We start from the raw sequence: 14,721 nt of genomic DNA, 5'->3' as shown, positions 1-14,721 counted from the left end.
TTTATTCAGCTACGTTTCAGGAACGTTCGCGACACTGCATCTATGAAGAGGAATATCTGTAGTGAAAGGCGTGAGATGAAGCGGGAAGACGTAAATTTTTGGGACGCAAAACCCTATGTGACAGCTTTTATTGTCGTTGTTGGTTCTGCATCAACTTCAATGGCTGGTGCCTACGTTCCATCCGTTGAATTCGGCAAGCTCGCGACTTTTTTGTTCTGGGTTGTTCTTACCGTAATTGCAGCGATAATCTTGTTTGGTTTACGCTTTGTATTTGAGCGAAACAGCAGGCTCGCACAACTTCCGTTTGCCGGCAAAATGGTCATGGTTTGGGGCGCGGGTTTGCTAATTTTTTCGCCCTTCTCCGAACTCATTGATATGGCAATCGGGCTGTCGGAATACCCAGTAGTGGAAGGGCAAACATACAGCACCAGGACCCATTTCCTTATGCAGGGTATTTGGCATGAAGTTCTCTGCGCAGCTGTACCAATGTTCTATATGGCGCTGCTTCTTGACATGCTTTGGTTTTCCCGCGGCAACTGCCCGGAAACCGAGCATATAATGGGTGGTAGCCACGGTGCCAATAGAGCGCATAAATTGAATCAAATGGAGTTGGAGGAGATTTCCTCTCAACCATCTATGCCACGTTTCCTTCTCAGGTCAGACCTGCCGGATACCGCAGAAATATTGCACATTGAGGCCCAGCAGCATTACATCATGGTCACAACAGAGTCTGGAAATGAGCTGATATACTATCGGTTTGGTGATGCCATTGTCGACGTTGCACATATGAACGGACTGCAGGTACATCGCTCTCACTGGGTCGCGGAAGGGGCGGTTCGCCGCGCGGTCAAAAAGGGACGTAATATCGAAATTACTTTGTTTGATGGCAGAACCATACCTGTGAGCCGAAATCGGCAGGCCGCAATTCAAAAAGCTGGATGGCTTGAGGGGAGCTTTACACAAACACCAATCAGTGAAGTTAACGTTCTTTCGATTGATGCTGCCTCGTTTTCCTAATTGAGTCAGCGGCGACTGACGCAACATTGGTATCCCACCAGACTGTAACAATGGTTCCTGACGGAATATTATCCGTAATTGTGACTGTGGCCTTCATAAATGAGGCAACCCGTTGGACGATTGACAGGCCGATGCCACTGCCCAGAATGCTTTCATTTTCGCCGCGTGTAAAATATTCAAATACCCGTTTTTTTTCCTTATCTGGGATACCCTTCCCCTGGTCCGTTACCATTACTTCGCAGGTAGAGCCTTCCTGGGAGAACTTCAAACATACTTCCGTGTTTTCGGGGGAGTACCGAATTGCATTTTCAACAAGATTACGCACCATTACAGAATAGTGAGCCTCAATTCCATACACGGTGCTGTTTGGCGCCACATCTAAGTTGAGTTCAATGTTCTTTTCCAGAGCCGCGTTCGCCAAATCAGCCAAAATGGCTTCGCTTGTTTGCTGAACGCAGAAATGTTCCGGATTTAATGAGGACTGGTCAGGATCAAGGCGCGCGAGGGTCATTAGCTGATCAACCAAATTTGTAAGCCTGTTTGCTCTGTCCCTGATCTTCGAAAGAACGTGTCGACTTTCTTTGTCTTCGCTTTGCCGCTCCGCGACCTGCACCTGTGTTATTAGAGCAGCTAGCGGGGTCCGAAGCTCATGGGAAGCATTCGCTGTGAACCGGCGTTCGGCTTCCAAAGCTGCAGATAAGCGGGCAAGCAAGCTGTTAAGCGATGCAATGATGGGTATCAATTCGGCTGGCGCCCCATCGCTGCTGATAGAAGAGAGCTCTGATGGATTGCGTCTGCCTATTTGCCGCGAGACTTTCCCAAGAGGCCTCAATTGCTTTTGTATGGTAAAATATATGGCGGCAAACAGAATGGGAAATATCACCAATACAGGCCAAACCATCTGCAATATCATCTTACCAATCAGGAACTCCCGAACATCGTCGATTTCCGCCACCACAACCCAAAGATCGTATGAAGGGTCGTGGGCCGCATAAAAAATCCAGTCGTCAGTCTCAAGCTCTGGTGCACGCCCTTCAGCGATCTCTTTTTCATGATCTGAGTTTTCGTAAGAAGTTATTCTTTCGTAATAGAAGCCTGGCTGATTTGGCGTTGGAAAATTAGGCGCGCCGGTGCTGCTTGCTGCCAGTTTCCCATTGCGCCATACCTTGAAGGCTAGCGTACTATTATATTCAAAGGCTGTGTTGGGTGGGGTGTTGATCACATCAACGCCGCGTTCTTCAAGGTCATGGATGCGCCGATAAGCAATCTCTGTAAGCAGCGTGGCATAATCACGCATGCGCATATCAAAAACCTCTGTCACCTCGGATTTGGCGGCAAAAAATGCCAAAAGGGAAGCGCCGATCCAGATCCCGAGCAACCAGCGGGATAGATGCATTGTAAGCTTCCGTTTGAGAGAGGCGGCCATGTTACGCTTTATTCATTCTGTAGCCGACGCCGCGCATTGTGGTAATACTCGCGCGTCCAACTTTCTTTCGCAATTTGGAGATATATACCTCAACGGTATTACTTTCGACCTCAGAATCCCAGCCATAAAGGCTGTTCTCCAATCTACTTTTGGAAACAAAACGTCCGGCGTTCTCCATCAGAATTTGCAACAAGGCCCGTTCTCGGCCGGACAAAATAGTAGGAATGGCATCTATAGTAATATCGCCCGTTGCGGGGTCCAATGATATTGCGCCCACTTCAAGTGCAGGACTTGCCCGCCCTGACGAGCGCCGCAAGAGTGAGCGAAGCCGTGCGGATAATTCATCTATATCAAAGGGTTTTACTAGATAATCGTCCGCCCCTGAATCCAGCCCTCTTATTTTATCTGCAACAGTGTCTCGCGCAGTGAGAATAAGAATGGGGGTGCTGTCACCATTCTTGCGGGCGGCCTGTAGTAACGTTACCCCGTCCATCCCCGGCAGGCCCAGATCCAACACGGCGATGTCAAAATCATTGGTTTCCAGCGCCAAAAGCGCATCCGCGCCATTTCGCAACCAATCAACGTGATAGACATCCATCTCAAGCCCTTCTTTAAGGGATTCCCCAAGCTGAACGTCATCCTCTACCAATAATAAACGTGCCATCGTTTCAATATCTCAAATTTGCCTGAAGCCAAACTTAACATAGCAAGGCACTACTAATTCTATATGCAATATAAGAAGGTAGCGACGGCGATTATGTGGCCGCGGGTTGCACCAGCTGTTCTGCTTCAGTGCTAGTGAGACAGATCGTGAAACTGTTCTTCCAACATGAGTACCTCATCAAACTTGGAACCCAAGCATCCATTCAGAGCGATCACTTTGGCGGTCACGCCATCACCAAACGTGGACAAGGTGGTTTTACTGGAGGTGGCTTAGGTGGCGCTCCGTTATTACCCTGTAAGCGGGTGAAAATGTGGAGTGAGCGTGGGACACTGGAGTATGAAAGCAGCCGGGCTGGTTGTGGCAGGGCGTTGGTTGGTTTTGGCGCTGGCGCTCATGGCATCTGTGCTTGCCATGTCAGCAGCGGGTACGCTCAAGGTTTCGACCAAGCTTGAGGCCCTGATGCCGGAAGATGCCCCAAGCGTGATCACACTGAATGACGCCATGGAAAAAATTGGCAGCTTTGCTGCTATTCAAGTGATTGTCGAAAGCGATGATCCGCGTCGGGCTGAGGAGGGATTGTTCATTCTGGAGGCAATTACCCGTCGCCTGCCATGGACCGACAGCGCTCAGTATTTTGAAGATATTTCCGTCCTTGAGCGCCACAAGCTGTTGCAGCTTGATGTCGCTGAACTGGAGCAGGTTGAAGCCAGACTGGAAGAAGAGATTCTGGCTAATGTCACTCGCAATATCGAGAAGTCGACCGGCATACCTCTCACTATCTCATTGGTGGGGCAGGATATCCGAGTTTCAAGCCGTGAGAAGAAAGGGGTTCCTGCCAGCGAACTTCTAGCTCCGATGGAGACCGAGCGGCGATTTGCCTCAGACGATGGACGCAGCCAGGCGCTCGTAATATGGCCCAAAGCTGGATATCAAGGGTTGGCTGGTGCCAAGACTATGATTGGCGATATTGCTGCCATCATTCAGGCCCTTGAATTGAATGCATCAGGCAGTGGGCTTAAAGTCGGGATTGCGGGCAGGGTTCGCAACAAAGTAGCGCAATTTGACGCCGTGATGCATGACGTGAAGATCGGCCTTGGCAGTTCTGTGTCGCTGATTATGCTTCTTCTGTTGCTTCATTATCGTCGCCTGATGGCGCTGCCGTTGATCATTATCCCACTAGCGTTTGGCATTATATGGACGATTGGATTAACGGCAGTGGTTATTGGGGGGCTGAACCTGATCACCATTTTTTTGGCGCTGATCCTGTTTGGGTTGGGCATTGATTTCGGAATTCACAATTTCAGCCGCTATGCGGAAGCGCGGGGGCTAGGTGACAGCCACAGGGAAGCAATCGCAGTCCTTTTGGCCCATACGGGGCGGGCGTCATTGATCGCGGGTATCACAACAGCGGCAGGTTTTTTGGCCCTGCTGCTGACAGAATTCCGCGCGTTCCGAGAGTTTGGCTTCATCGCGGGCAGCGGCATGCTGCTGATTTACCTGTCAATGTATACCGTGTTTCCGGCCTTGCTGTCCGTTATGGCCCCTTTTATGACATGGCGCCCAAGCGGCGTCGCTGGCAGTGGTGTTATGGGCGGGCGGTTTGCGCTAGGGCCCCGCCGGGCACTTGGGTTGTTTCTTCCGCCGCTTGTGGCAGCGGGCTTCCTGGTGCCGCACCTGTCATTCGAGCGAAACTTCAAAAATATCCAGGCGGCACAGTCGGCAGAGCACCAATGGGCTACTGAGCGGTCGAAACGCATCTTCAAAGGCGGTCATGACCGGGCCGTTCTGGTGGTTGATACGCTTGAAGAGGTCAAGGCCATTGAAGACTATTTCGAAGCCTACAATCGCAAGGATACCCGGACACCGACCGTGGCGAAAATCACCAGTGTCCGCAATTTCGTGCCAGACAGAGAAGGCCAGGCCGCACGACTTGAAGTGATCAACCGCATGTGGTCGAAAATCGAGGAAAGTGGACCACTGCCGATATCGTTACAGGACAAGGCCAAATATCTGCAGATTGGCATGCTGGATGTGAAGGACCTGCCACAGGGCATGCGCCGTGTCTTTTTGGGCAACGAGAGAAAACCGGGCTATCTGGTTTATATCTACAACTCGGTGACAATGAATGATGCTGATCTTGCCCGCCAGTTTTATGACGATGTCGCCAGCTTTACAGTTGATGGAAAGACCTATCACCCGGCGTCAGAGGGGTTTATCTTTGTGGAAATGCTGGCGCTGATGAAGGCGGACGCGATCAAAGCCGTTTTGCTGGTTGGGCTGGTGACCTTGGCGGCTGTGGCCGGTTTTTGCCGCTCACTGAAGGCGACATGTGTTATTCTGGCGCCCACGGCCTTTGGACTAATCCTTACCCTTGGCATTATGGCGCTTGTGGGGCTGAAGCTGTCGATCATCAATATGGTGATCCTGCCATCCTTGATTGGTATCTCCGTCGACAATGCTATCCATATTGTGGAACGCTTCACCGAAGGACGCGACGAAGTTCGAACGGTCATGGCGACAACCGGTCGGGCGGCCATTGTGACGACCTTCACGACGCTTCTGGGGTTTGGCGGGCTGATTACGGCGTCCATGGGCGGCCTTCGGTCGATGGGTTATCTGGCGTTGATCGGCTTCGGCATGTGTCTATTGATGACCTGGGTTTTGCTGCCGGTGTTGTTGCAACTTTTACAAAGCGCCAAACAAAGAAAGACAGTTTATGGTTGAGGATCTTCTGATAGTGGCCGCTGGCATGGGGACGCGCCTGAGGGCAAAGGGCAACCTTAAACCTCTCGTGGAGGTACATGGAAAGCCGTTGATCGAATACGCCCTGGAGGCCGCCTTTGAGGCTGGCTTGAAGCGGGCCACCGTCGTCGGGGGGTATAAGGCGGACATCCTTGCAGCAAGCCTTTCGGTTTTGCGCCAGCAACGGGGGTGGGAGATCGACTTGGTGCATAACCCCGATTACCGGCGGTCGAATGGGCTGTCGGTTCTGGCCGCGCGGGAAGCACTTGCTGGCAAGCGGTTCTGTCTTGCCATGTGTGATCATATCGTGTCGGCTGAGCTGTATCATAGGCTTTTGGCCCACCCGCTTATGAAAACTGATGTTGCGCTTGCGGTGGATATGCGCCTGAATAATTCTTTTGTCGACTTGCACGATGTGACCAAGGTCTGCATGAAGGGCCCTTTCATTAGGGAGATTGGAAAAGAGATTTCCGTTTACACAGCCTTCGATACAGGGGTTTTCTGTGCAGGCCCGGCGCTTTTTGATGCCATCAGTGAGACAGGCCGTGAAACGGGAGATTTCTCAATATCCGGTGGCATGGCCATGTTGGCGCAGAACGGCCGTGCTCTTGGTGTAGATATTGGAGACGCTTTCTGGATTGATGTTGATAGCCCAGCGATGCACCGGATGGCGTCAGACTGGATCAGCTTGAACCAGAGCGCAATTGCTTGACCACTTCCCTGTCCAAGGGCGTCAACCCTTTCAGTCTGACCAACAGCAGAAAACAGCAAATGGCGGCAGGAAGAAGAAGGCCAAAAACGTCGGCAGCAAAGGCAGGGACATAGAGCCTGAAAGCCAACAGCCCCCCCCCAACAAGGAATGCAATGATAATCGGTGGCATAAATGGGACCCCTATGATCCTGATGCCGAGCTGCTGTTTGATAAAAAACAGTCGGGCCAGGGCCAGGCTCGACATGGCAATGGCGAAGGCAATGGCGGCCCCCGTTTCTCCCCAAAGCGACGCCAGTCCGGCAACAGTCAGTATCTCGATTGCAAGCGCGGTGGACACCAATCTGGGCGGCAGGCCTGGCCGGGCGAACAGAAGGGTGGTTTCCGTCAGTGCAAAACTGCCGTCCATCAATTCAGCAAACAAAAGGAAGGCCAGAACGATTGCACCTGAGGCGAACTGATCGCCGAACAGAGCCATTAGGTGGTCACCGAATATGGCGATGGGCACCGTGAGCGCCAGCTGCAGTGTGAAGGTCCAGCGGCAGAAGCCCGCTAGCTTAGCGGCAATCACGTCACGTTTTAGCCCATGATGTAGCCGGGCAATCACAGGGGTTATCATGGGATCAAACAACTGATGGATCTTATGTGGAATGGTGACAATCTGTTGCGCCATATAATAGATGCCGGTGGTGTCGTGACCTGCGACGGTTGACAGGATAAGGATATCAAGACGGCGAAACATCATGACGCCCATGTCTGTGATCCCAGCAGGAAGGCTATAGAGCGGTATGCGGTAAAGGGCAGTCGGGTTGAATGTAGCCCCAATGAGGGCGCGGGCACCAAATACCTTGTGAAGGCCGATCAGTATGCCACATGCCGCCATCACGCAGGAGAAAGCGTATGCCGCGACTAGGCCGGTCTCCGTCAGGCCAGTATAATAAAAGGTCAACGCGCCAAGCAGGAAGCCCCAGGGCTCAAACACGCAGCGTGCAATCACTTCCCAGCGAATGATGCGCTTGAACCGGATCGCGGCGCCGCCAACCTCCGCGATGACGATAGAGGGTATGGCGCCCAGCAGCAGCAAGGGCATGGAAGGGGCAGGAAAGAGGAGGGGCCACAAGGCAGCCAACAAGAAGGCGCCCACAAAGGCCGCCAGCAGGGCTGCCATCAACGCCTCTTTGATGATTTTGAGTGCCTGTTCCTCGGCTTCCTTGCCGCTGAGGAGATCGAGTAAAGTACGTTTGAGCCCCATGGTTGCCGCCGCCGCGATGATTTCTGTGAGCGCCGCCACTTGGCCTAAAAGCCCCAGTGATGCCGCGCCATAGAGGTGGCCCGCAACCAGCATCAGCACCAGCCGGGCCAGCATGCGACCACCAAAGCCGCCAAGAGATGCCAGTGCGCCGCGCAGGATGTCTTTTATGTCGTCGATTGCGCCCATCTCAGTTTGGCAGCGATTGAGCCGCCAGCGCCTTTTCCTGACGCCATTCGGCGATCATCAGGATCACCAAGACCAAATTGAAGATCACCAACTCGAAGGCGAAATAGAAAGCCGGCTGCCCGAACAAGGAAAAAGCGAAGATCAGGAAGGTACGGTTGTTGGCGTTCAAGACGCCCCAAGCGCGTACCATGGGTACAGTTTGGCTTATGATGTGAGCCGCATACCTTTTTCCGTTCGGTGACGTCTGGAGGTTGCGGAGCCTGTCGTCAAGCACTGAGCGGTTGCCGCTTACCAGCTTTTGTGCTGCATCATAGAGGGCTGCTAGCGTGGATTTTTTGCCGTTCACCACCAACATGTCTTGTTCTGTCGTTGCGCGTGTTAACCCCTTCAGCCTGCGCTGGTATTTCTGACGTCGTTCTTCATAGCCGGCGGCCTGTACCGCGTGTGACAGGCCTGCGCCGACGACAAGCCACCAGACATGTGCAGAATAGCCTGTTTCCATCAAGTGCAAGGCCAGCGCGATATAGACTGCGCCAAACACAAGATGATCACAGATGCCGTCGATGACGCGGCCAAAAGCACTGGACCGGCGCGTGAGACGCGCCAGGCGTCCGTCGGCCCCGTCAAGGACGTGCCAGGCAACCATGGCAACAAAACCACCGATAACTGGGACCTGCTGAGGCAGGTCATAATATAGGAAGGCCGCCAAAAAACCGCAGGCGAGCCCCATGAATGAGACTGTGTTGGGAGAAAGCCCCATCCTGTGGGCAACGGTCACCACAAGGTCTGACAGGGGGTGGATCAGATAACGATTGGATGCATCTTCGATCGCACTTGGTCGCCCATACTGATGCGGTTCCAGTACAGAGCCCCGGGATGATGCGTCTATCGGTGTTTGGACCATGGCGCTTTTTTCCTTCTTGGGGTAGGTCCCGACCGCTCAATGGGAAGATTGGAGCGGCCGGGGTGTTGCGGCAAGGCGTGAGGCGAATACCGTCAAACAAGGGGATAGGGCCCTGACCGCCTAATGGGAGGGGTGGAGCGGCCGGGGCATTGCGGTAAGGCGAATACCTTCAGCCAGGGGACGGTTATTCTGCCGCCGCAATTCTTTTGGTCGCCGGTTCAATATGAGACCCAGCGATGAAGGCCTCTGTCATGGTGCGCGCCACATCGTCGGTGTGCTGTATGGGCGGGTGCTTGCAGAAGAAGGCCGAAGGCCCTTCAATCACACCGGCCCTACCGCGGTCGAGTGCCAGCTTGGCACAGCGGACGGTATCAATGGCGACACCAGCCGAGTTAGGCGAATCTTCAACAGACAGCCTGAGTTCAAGGTTCATCGGCACATCGCCGAACAGACGGCCTTCCATGCGCAGGAAACAAACCTTGTTGTCATTCTGCCAGGCCACATAGTCGCTGGGGCCCACATGGATATTTTCGTCTTCGATCCGGTGCGCCGCGACCGACTGAACTGCCTCGGTTTTCGAAGTCTTTTTGGATTCCAGTCGTTCCTGGTTTTTCATGTTTAGGAAGTCTGTATTACCGCCCGTGTTCAACTGGTACGTGCGGTCCATGGCCACGCCGCGCTTGGCGAACAGGTCGGTCAGGACACGGTGCACGATGGTGGCGCCCAACTGGGCCTTGATGTCGTCGCCGATGATCGGCAGGCCGGCCTTTTCAAACCGTTCCGCCCACACCGGATCGCTAGCGATAAAAACAGGGATGTTGTTGACGAAGGCGACACCGGCCTCGAGCGCGCATTCAGCATAGAATTCGGTCGCCTTCTGGCTGCCCACTGGCAGATAGTTCATCAGAACATCCACCTTTGCTTCTTTTAATTCGCGGACGATATCGTGTTTGGTTGGCTCGGGCGCGTCAAGGGGCATGAATCGGCGCTTGTCGGGGTAAGTTGACATATGATCTGAATAGCCATCCAGAACACGGCCCATTTTCACCTTGACGCCCTGATGGGGAATGTCCGCCTGGAAGACGGCTGTGCAATTGGGAGCCTCAAAAATGGCTTTGGATACGTCCTTACCAACCTTGCGCTGGTCAATGTCAAACGCTGCAGTTATGCGGATGTCGGACGGCAGGTAGCCGCCTAGGCTTTCATGCATTAACCCTGAGGCATCTGCGTTTTTCTCAGTGCCATAATAATAGACGCCCTGTACCAGGGAGCTCGCACAGTTCCCTAAGCCCACGATGGCGACATTGATGGTATTTTTCGGCATTGTCATAAGGATACTCCAGGCCTTTTTATTTGCTTCGTCAGGGAAACGGACCTGCCGGCTATGTACCTCCAATCTTTCTGAAATATTTTTGTAATGGCATTCAGGTGCTTTTCTGGCAGGGGGCAATCGGCTAAGGTTCCGGCATGTTTGATTGGGCGAAATTAAAAACAGACAAACCGCAGGCGAGCACGGTACGGGGCAGGTCACTGGAGGAACTTTTTCGCCTGCAGCGGGGTCCGTTGATTCGTTTTGCGGCAGCACGCCTGAAGGATGATGCCGAAGCCGAGGAAATTGTTCAAGAGGCCTTCATCAGGTTCCAGAATAAGTATGATGTGGCTAATACTGCTTCACCAGAGGCCCTTCTGGCTCGTATCATTGCTAACCTCGTGATCGATAAGGTGCGCGAGCGCAACGCCCGCGCAGCGCGAGAGGACGCTTGGGGCAAGGCTAATACGGCTGGCGCGGATGATGATATGAGTGCGTCGGTGTCTGTAGACCCTTCGCGTGCGCTGGTGGCCAAGCAGGAGCTGGCCGCGGCGATGCAGGCTCTGGAAGAGTTGCCGAAGAAGACTAGGCAGATATTTTTGCTGCACCGGTTCGAGGAGTTGAGCCACGCTGAAATCTCCGAGCGGACCGGTATTCCCAAGAGTACGATCGAGAAACATATGATCCGGGCCATTAAGGCGCTGGCCATTTCGAGGAGCCAGCGACAATGAACCCGCGCAACACAGTGATGAATGTCGGTTGGAGGGCTTCCGTCCTTCATTCCGTTATAGTGATGTATGAGAGAATGAAACCATGAGCAGTGGACATGACATAACGCCACCCGCTGTGCTGGATGCAGCCGCTGATTGGTATGCCCGTTTGGCATCCGGCGACGTGACCGACGTGGATATCGAGCGCCATATGGAGTGGCTGCTTGAAGACCCGGCGCACGCCGATGCGTACGAGCGGGTGGCTTTGGCCATGCGTTCGGCTGATGCCCTTGAGGGCGTGGTGCGAACTACCTTTGCTCAGGATTTTACAGTCGAGAGCAAACCAAAGTGGCATGGCCTGTTCGCAAACCTTGGCTGGCCGCGTTTGGCGACAGTTGCTGCTGCGGCAATGGCACTTCTTTTCGGTGTTATTTTCCCCGGCACCGGTTTTTACGATGAACCATCCTTGCCGCACCAGTATGTGGCGGAAGGTGCGAGCGTACGCACCGTCGAGCTGGCTGATGGTTCGCGGGTGTCGCTGTTTGGCGGTAGTGGTATGACGGTCGCCATATCTGACGATATGCGTGTGGTGACCCTTGAGGCAGGTCGTGCCTTCTTTGATGTGGTGCCGAACCCGACGCGGCCGTTTTATGTGCGAACTGCCAATCGACAAGTGAAAGTGGTGGGGACCCGGTTCGAAGTGATCCGGGCAGAGGGTTTCGACCGGGTGGCGGTGAACCATGGTCTGGTGGCTGTTGAGCCGCTTGACCATGAGGCAAGTGCAACGCAGGCACCCCTGTTGATCGAGCCAGGTGTTGTAGCGATTTTCGATGAAAACGAGACGGAACCGGTGATGGCACATGTGCCAGCCGAAACTGTAGGGGCGTGGGCCAGGGGCGTGCTAACGTTCCGCGATGCTGCTTTGATTGATGTTGTCTCCAGAATTGATGCGCTGTTCCCAACTGTATCCGTCCGACTTGCTTCGGGAGCGGATCTCAATATTCGATTTTCTGGTGTAATTCAGGTTTCGACGGCAGAGCAGATGGCACGGCAATTGGCCGGGTTCATGGATCTGGATCTGGATGTATCTGATTTCGAAATTATCTTTACAGCCAACCAGTAGGCGGGGCGTATGGCTGCACGGCAGGGCGCCGTTCTTTTCGGACTGATCCTAGGGGCTTTGGCCAATGCTCCAGTGCATGCCCAAGTGACGATCTTTGACGTGCCGCCGCAATCGCTGGTAACCGCGCTGATCGAATTTGCCGAGGAAGCTGGGCTGTCGATAGACTTTTCGGGGCTCAAGCTAGACGGTGTGATGTCAGGCGGGACGCAAGGCCATATCTCAAGAAACGCATCACTGAGGACAATTCTTGACGGCAGCGGTATTCACTACCGGTTCTTGGATGATAGCACAGTTCAGCTTTTCGTTCCTGCGCAACCCCAGAGCCAGCAGCAGCCTACGGCTCCAGTGGCGAGGCACGCTGCCAGACAAGCCGATTTTATAGAAGATCTAGTGGTTACAGCGGTCAAACGGCCGGCAGCAGGATTTGATCTGCCGGTCAGTGTGTCAGGGCTTTCAGGGCTCGTGTTGGATGATCTGGGCGTTCATGACTTTCAGTCTTTGGCGCCGCACCTGGCAGGCGTCTCCACCACCAATTTGGGCCCGGGCCGAAACAAGATTTTTGTTCGTGGCTTGTCTGATGGGCCATTCGCTGACCGTACTCAGGCGATGGTCGGTGTTTATATCGACGAAACGCCGGTAAATCTGAATGATACAAACCCGGATCTACGCCTGTTTGATGTAGATCGGATCGAATTGGTGCGAGGGCCACAGGGCACACTTTATGGTGCCGGTTCAATGGGTGGATTGTACCGCGTCATCACCAAAAAACCGGATGTGGATGACACATCTGCCCGCGTTCGGACGACACTTTCAGGCACAAAGGGCGGCGGCCTGGGCGGGCAGCTCGATTTTATGGTCAACCACCCGCTAATTCCTGGTCGGCTTGGTTTGCGGGTAACGGGCTATGGCGAACAGCGCGAAGGCTATATCGATAACGTCGGGCTGTCAGAAAAGAATACCAATAACTTGGACATCTTCGGCATCCGCCCGGCGCTAAGGTGGCAAATCAACGAGCGCTGGAATCTGGAGGCCAGTATCAATTACCAGACCATTCACTATGATGATTCCCAGTATTTTGATGATCGGCTGGGGCGCAACCAGCGCGCTAACCTGCTGCCTGAACCTTACAAGGATGGTTTCATCCATTTGAATATGACGGTCAAGGGCAGAATAGGCAGTTTGCACTTCACTAGTGCCACAGCTCTTATTGACCGCACGGTCAAGGAAACAACGGACGCCAGTGAAGGCTTATTGTTTTTTGACGAATTGGCAAATCTACCACCAAGCGCTTTCATCATGGATGACCTATCCTCCTTTGCAGGAGTAGAGGAATTTCTGGAGGTGATACAGCCAGAAAACGCAGTGGCTTACTTCACCCGGGACGATATAGACACCTTTAGCCATGAAACACGTCTGCAGTCTGCCCCCGGGCATCGTTTTGAATGGTTGGCAGGGTTCTATTTTCTTCGTCGGTTGCAGACAAAGGATACGGCACTCGCGCTGGCTTTCGATATCAGAGACGCACGCCTTGCGCTTTGGGAAGACAGAACGGAAACAACAGAGGACATTGCCGTTTTCGGCGAGGCAATTTTTCGAGCGTCAGACAAGCTGAGCTTTACAGCAGGCGCCCGCTTTTCCCGTAATGAACTCAAGTTAGACTATGTTTCAGAATTTGTCCTGGACGACGAACGTCAGACAGTGAATGGAAAAAAGAGGATCAATAAGGTGATCCCAAAGGTCGCCGTTCAATATACGTGGTCCGATCAGGTGCAAACCTATGCTCAGGTGGGCGTCGGATACCGTGTGGGTGGATTGAATATCGATACGCCGCTAGAGGCTCTTGTGGCGGCCGACCCAGACGAGCCGTTTCCGGCGGGTCGGGTCACCGAATTTTTGTCCGACGACCTCATAAGCTTTGAAGCTGGAATAAAATCCTACTGGTTTGACCGTCGGCTGTCAGTCAACATGTCCGCCTTCTATGTGCGCTGGTATGATATTCAGTCTGACCAGATTGGCGACAGCGGTTTTCCCTATGTCACCAACGTCGGTGACGCAAAGAATGTTGGCTATGAACTGGAATTCGCGGTTTCGCCCTTTGACGGGCTTGAGCTGAAAGGATCTTTCTTTTGGAACGATTCCGAACTTCTCGAAGACAATGCCTTCCTTGGTGCTGTCAAGGGTGACAGGTTGCCTGCGATCTCTGAAAACACGGCCAGCCTCGCGCTGTTGTATCAGTTTACCCTGGGCCCGAAGTGGGACGGCACCTTTAGCGCGGATTATGCCTATATCGGTAAATCCGCGTTGACCTTCAATGAAGCGGAATCCCCACAAATGGGCGATTTTGGCATCCTGAACGTCCGTCTGCAGGTTTCGAACGATATTTGGAAGATGGGTCTGTTTGCCCAGAACCTGTCTGATACCCGCGCTAATACTTTCTCTTTCGGCAATAGTTTTACCGTGCTTGAAGGCCATCAGGTCACTCCGCCGCGACCGCGCACTTTTGGTCTGTTTCTCGAACGTCGTTTCTGACCCTTGCGGCCTATTTTCTGAGTCGCGTCAAGGCGACGTTAGGCCACGCCATCTTCAAACCTGGCGACTTTGCGTCAGTGGGGTCCGCGAAATCGCTGTCGAAAAGCGTGGCTCAGTGTTGGTAGGGGGTCAGCAAGGAATAGGTTAGCG

Annotated in this window: 11 protein-coding genes; 6 read left to right on the top strand and 5 right to left on the bottom strand. The window is 53.5% G+C overall.

Annotation, left to right across the window (positions count from 1 at the left end):
• The first annotated feature begins 75 nt into the window (after positions 1–75).
• Complete coding sequence (locus ACOOGA_RS08000) at positions 76–1,017, top strand: LytTR family DNA-binding domain-containing protein (RefSeq protein WP_420430359.1); 942 nt, start codon at positions 76–78, stop codon at positions 1,015–1,017.
• On the opposite strand, the gene ACOOGA_RS07995 is transcribed toward ACOOGA_RS08000, so the two are convergent.
• Complete coding sequence (locus ACOOGA_RS07995; RefSeq protein ID WP_420430357.1) at positions 980–2,413, bottom strand: ATP-binding protein; 1,434 nt, start codon at positions 2,411–2,413, stop codon at positions 980–982. The genes ACOOGA_RS08000 and ACOOGA_RS07995 overlap by 38 nt on opposite strands.
• A gap of 31 nt (positions 2,414–2,444) precedes the next feature.
• Entirely contained in the window at positions 2,445–3,107 is a 663-nt protein-coding gene (locus tag ACOOGA_RS07990) for a response regulator (RefSeq protein WP_420430355.1), read from the bottom strand.
• Positions 3,108–3,443: 336 nt separating this feature from the next.
• Here ACOOGA_RS07990 and ACOOGA_RS07985 point away from each other — a divergent pair, with 336 nt between their 5' ends.
• On the top strand, positions 3,444–5,831 hold the full coding sequence (locus ACOOGA_RS07985; protein ID WP_420430353.1) for an efflux RND transporter permease subunit: 2,388 nt from the start codon (positions 3,444–3,446) through the stop codon (positions 5,829–5,831).
• A complete protein-coding gene (locus ACOOGA_RS07980; protein WP_420430351.1) occupies positions 5,824–6,561 on the top strand; it encodes an NTP transferase domain-containing protein in 738 nt (245 codons plus the stop codon). The genes ACOOGA_RS07985 and ACOOGA_RS07980 overlap by 8 nt, the downstream gene beginning before the upstream one ends.
• On the opposite strand, the gene ACOOGA_RS07975 is transcribed toward ACOOGA_RS07980, so the two are convergent.
• From ACOOGA_RS07975 to ACOOGA_RS07965, 3 genes are all read right to left on the bottom strand, one after another.
• Positions 6,533–7,996, bottom strand: coding sequence for a lipopolysaccharide biosynthesis protein (locus ACOOGA_RS07975; protein WP_420430349.1), 1,464 nt, complete (start codon positions 7,994–7,996; stop codon positions 6,533–6,535). The two genes, ACOOGA_RS07980 and ACOOGA_RS07975, sit on opposite strands and share 29 nt — an antisense overlap.
• A gap of 1 nt (position 7,997) precedes the next feature.
• Positions 7,998–8,900 (bottom strand): CDP-alcohol phosphatidyltransferase family protein, encoded by a 903-nt coding sequence (locus ACOOGA_RS07970; RefSeq protein WP_420430347.1) that lies wholly within the window; start codon positions 8,898–8,900, stop codon positions 7,998–8,000.
• 184 nt (positions 8,901–9,084) lie between these two features.
• The gene (locus ACOOGA_RS07965) at positions 9,085–10,230 is read right to left on the bottom strand and encodes an inositol-3-phosphate synthase (RefSeq protein WP_420430345.1); all 1,146 of its coding nucleotides are present in this window, start codon (positions 10,228–10,230) and stop codon (positions 9,085–9,087) included.
• Between the two features lie 137 nt (positions 10,231–10,367).
• Here ACOOGA_RS07965 and ACOOGA_RS07960 point away from each other — a divergent pair, with 137 nt between their 5' ends.
• The 3 genes from ACOOGA_RS07960 to ACOOGA_RS07950 all read left to right on the top strand — a co-directional run bounded on the left by ACOOGA_RS07960 (position 10,368) and on the right by ACOOGA_RS07950 (position 14,571).
• Positions 10,368–10,940: an RNA polymerase sigma factor gene (locus ACOOGA_RS07960; protein WP_420430343.1), complete on the top strand. Its 573-nt coding sequence runs from the start codon at positions 10,368–10,370 to the stop codon at positions 10,938–10,940.
• Positions 10,941–11,022: 82 nt separating this feature from the next.
• A complete protein-coding gene (locus ACOOGA_RS07955; RefSeq protein ID WP_420430341.1) occupies positions 11,023–12,042 on the top strand; it encodes a FecR family protein in 1,020 nt (339 codons plus the stop codon).
• A 9-nt stretch (positions 12,043–12,051) separates the two neighbouring features.
• Entirely contained in the window at positions 12,052–14,571 is a 2,520-nt protein-coding gene (locus tag ACOOGA_RS07950) for a TonB-dependent receptor (RefSeq protein ID WP_420430339.1), read from the top strand.
• Positions 14,572–14,721: the final 150 nt, after the last annotated feature.

Origin of the sequence: Kordiimonas sp., assembly GCF_965216265.1 — a bacterium.
Taxonomy (GTDB): Bacteria; Pseudomonadota; Alphaproteobacteria; order Sphingomonadales; family Kordiimonadaceae; genus Kordiimonas.
Note: the sequence above shows the minus strand (reverse complement) of the source record. Positions and strands in the feature narration are given on the sequence as shown.

Excerpts from the sequence above, each read along its gene's own strand:
- ACOOGA_RS08000 (WP_420430359.1), top strand. The coding sequence starts at position 76 with ATGAAGCGGGAAGACGTAAATTTTTGGGACGCAAAACCCTATGTGACA.
- ACOOGA_RS07995 (WP_420430357.1), bottom strand. The coding sequence starts at position 2,413 with ATGCATCTATCCCGCTGGTTGCTCGGGATCTGGATCGGCGCTTCCCTT.
- ACOOGA_RS07990 (WP_420430355.1), bottom strand. The coding sequence starts at position 3,107 with ATGGCACGTTTATTATTGGTAGAGGATGACGTTCAGCTTGGGGAATCC.
- ACOOGA_RS07985 (WP_420430353.1), top strand. The coding sequence starts at position 3,444 with ATGAAAGCAGCCGGGCTGGTTGTGGCAGGGCGTTGGTTGGTTTTGGCG.
- ACOOGA_RS07980 (WP_420430351.1), top strand. The coding sequence starts at position 5,824 with ATGGTTGAGGATCTTCTGATAGTGGCCGCTGGCATGGGGACGCGCCTG.
- ACOOGA_RS07975 (WP_420430349.1), bottom strand. The coding sequence starts at position 7,996 with ATGGGCGCAATCGACGACATAAAAGACATCCTGCGCGGCGCACTGGCA.
- ACOOGA_RS07970 (WP_420430347.1), bottom strand. The coding sequence starts at position 8,900 with ATGGTCCAAACACCGATAGACGCATCATCCCGGGGCTCTGTACTGGAA.
- ACOOGA_RS07965 (WP_420430345.1), bottom strand. The coding sequence starts at position 10,230 with ATGACAATGCCGAAAAATACCATCAATGTCGCCATCGTGGGCTTAGGG.
- ACOOGA_RS07960 (WP_420430343.1), top strand. The coding sequence starts at position 10,368 with ATGTTTGATTGGGCGAAATTAAAAACAGACAAACCGCAGGCGAGCACG.
- ACOOGA_RS07955 (WP_420430341.1), top strand. The coding sequence starts at position 11,023 with ATGAGCAGTGGACATGACATAACGCCACCCGCTGTGCTGGATGCAGCC.
- ACOOGA_RS07950 (WP_420430339.1), top strand. The coding sequence starts at position 12,052 with ATGGCTGCACGGCAGGGCGCCGTTCTTTTCGGACTGATCCTAGGGGCT.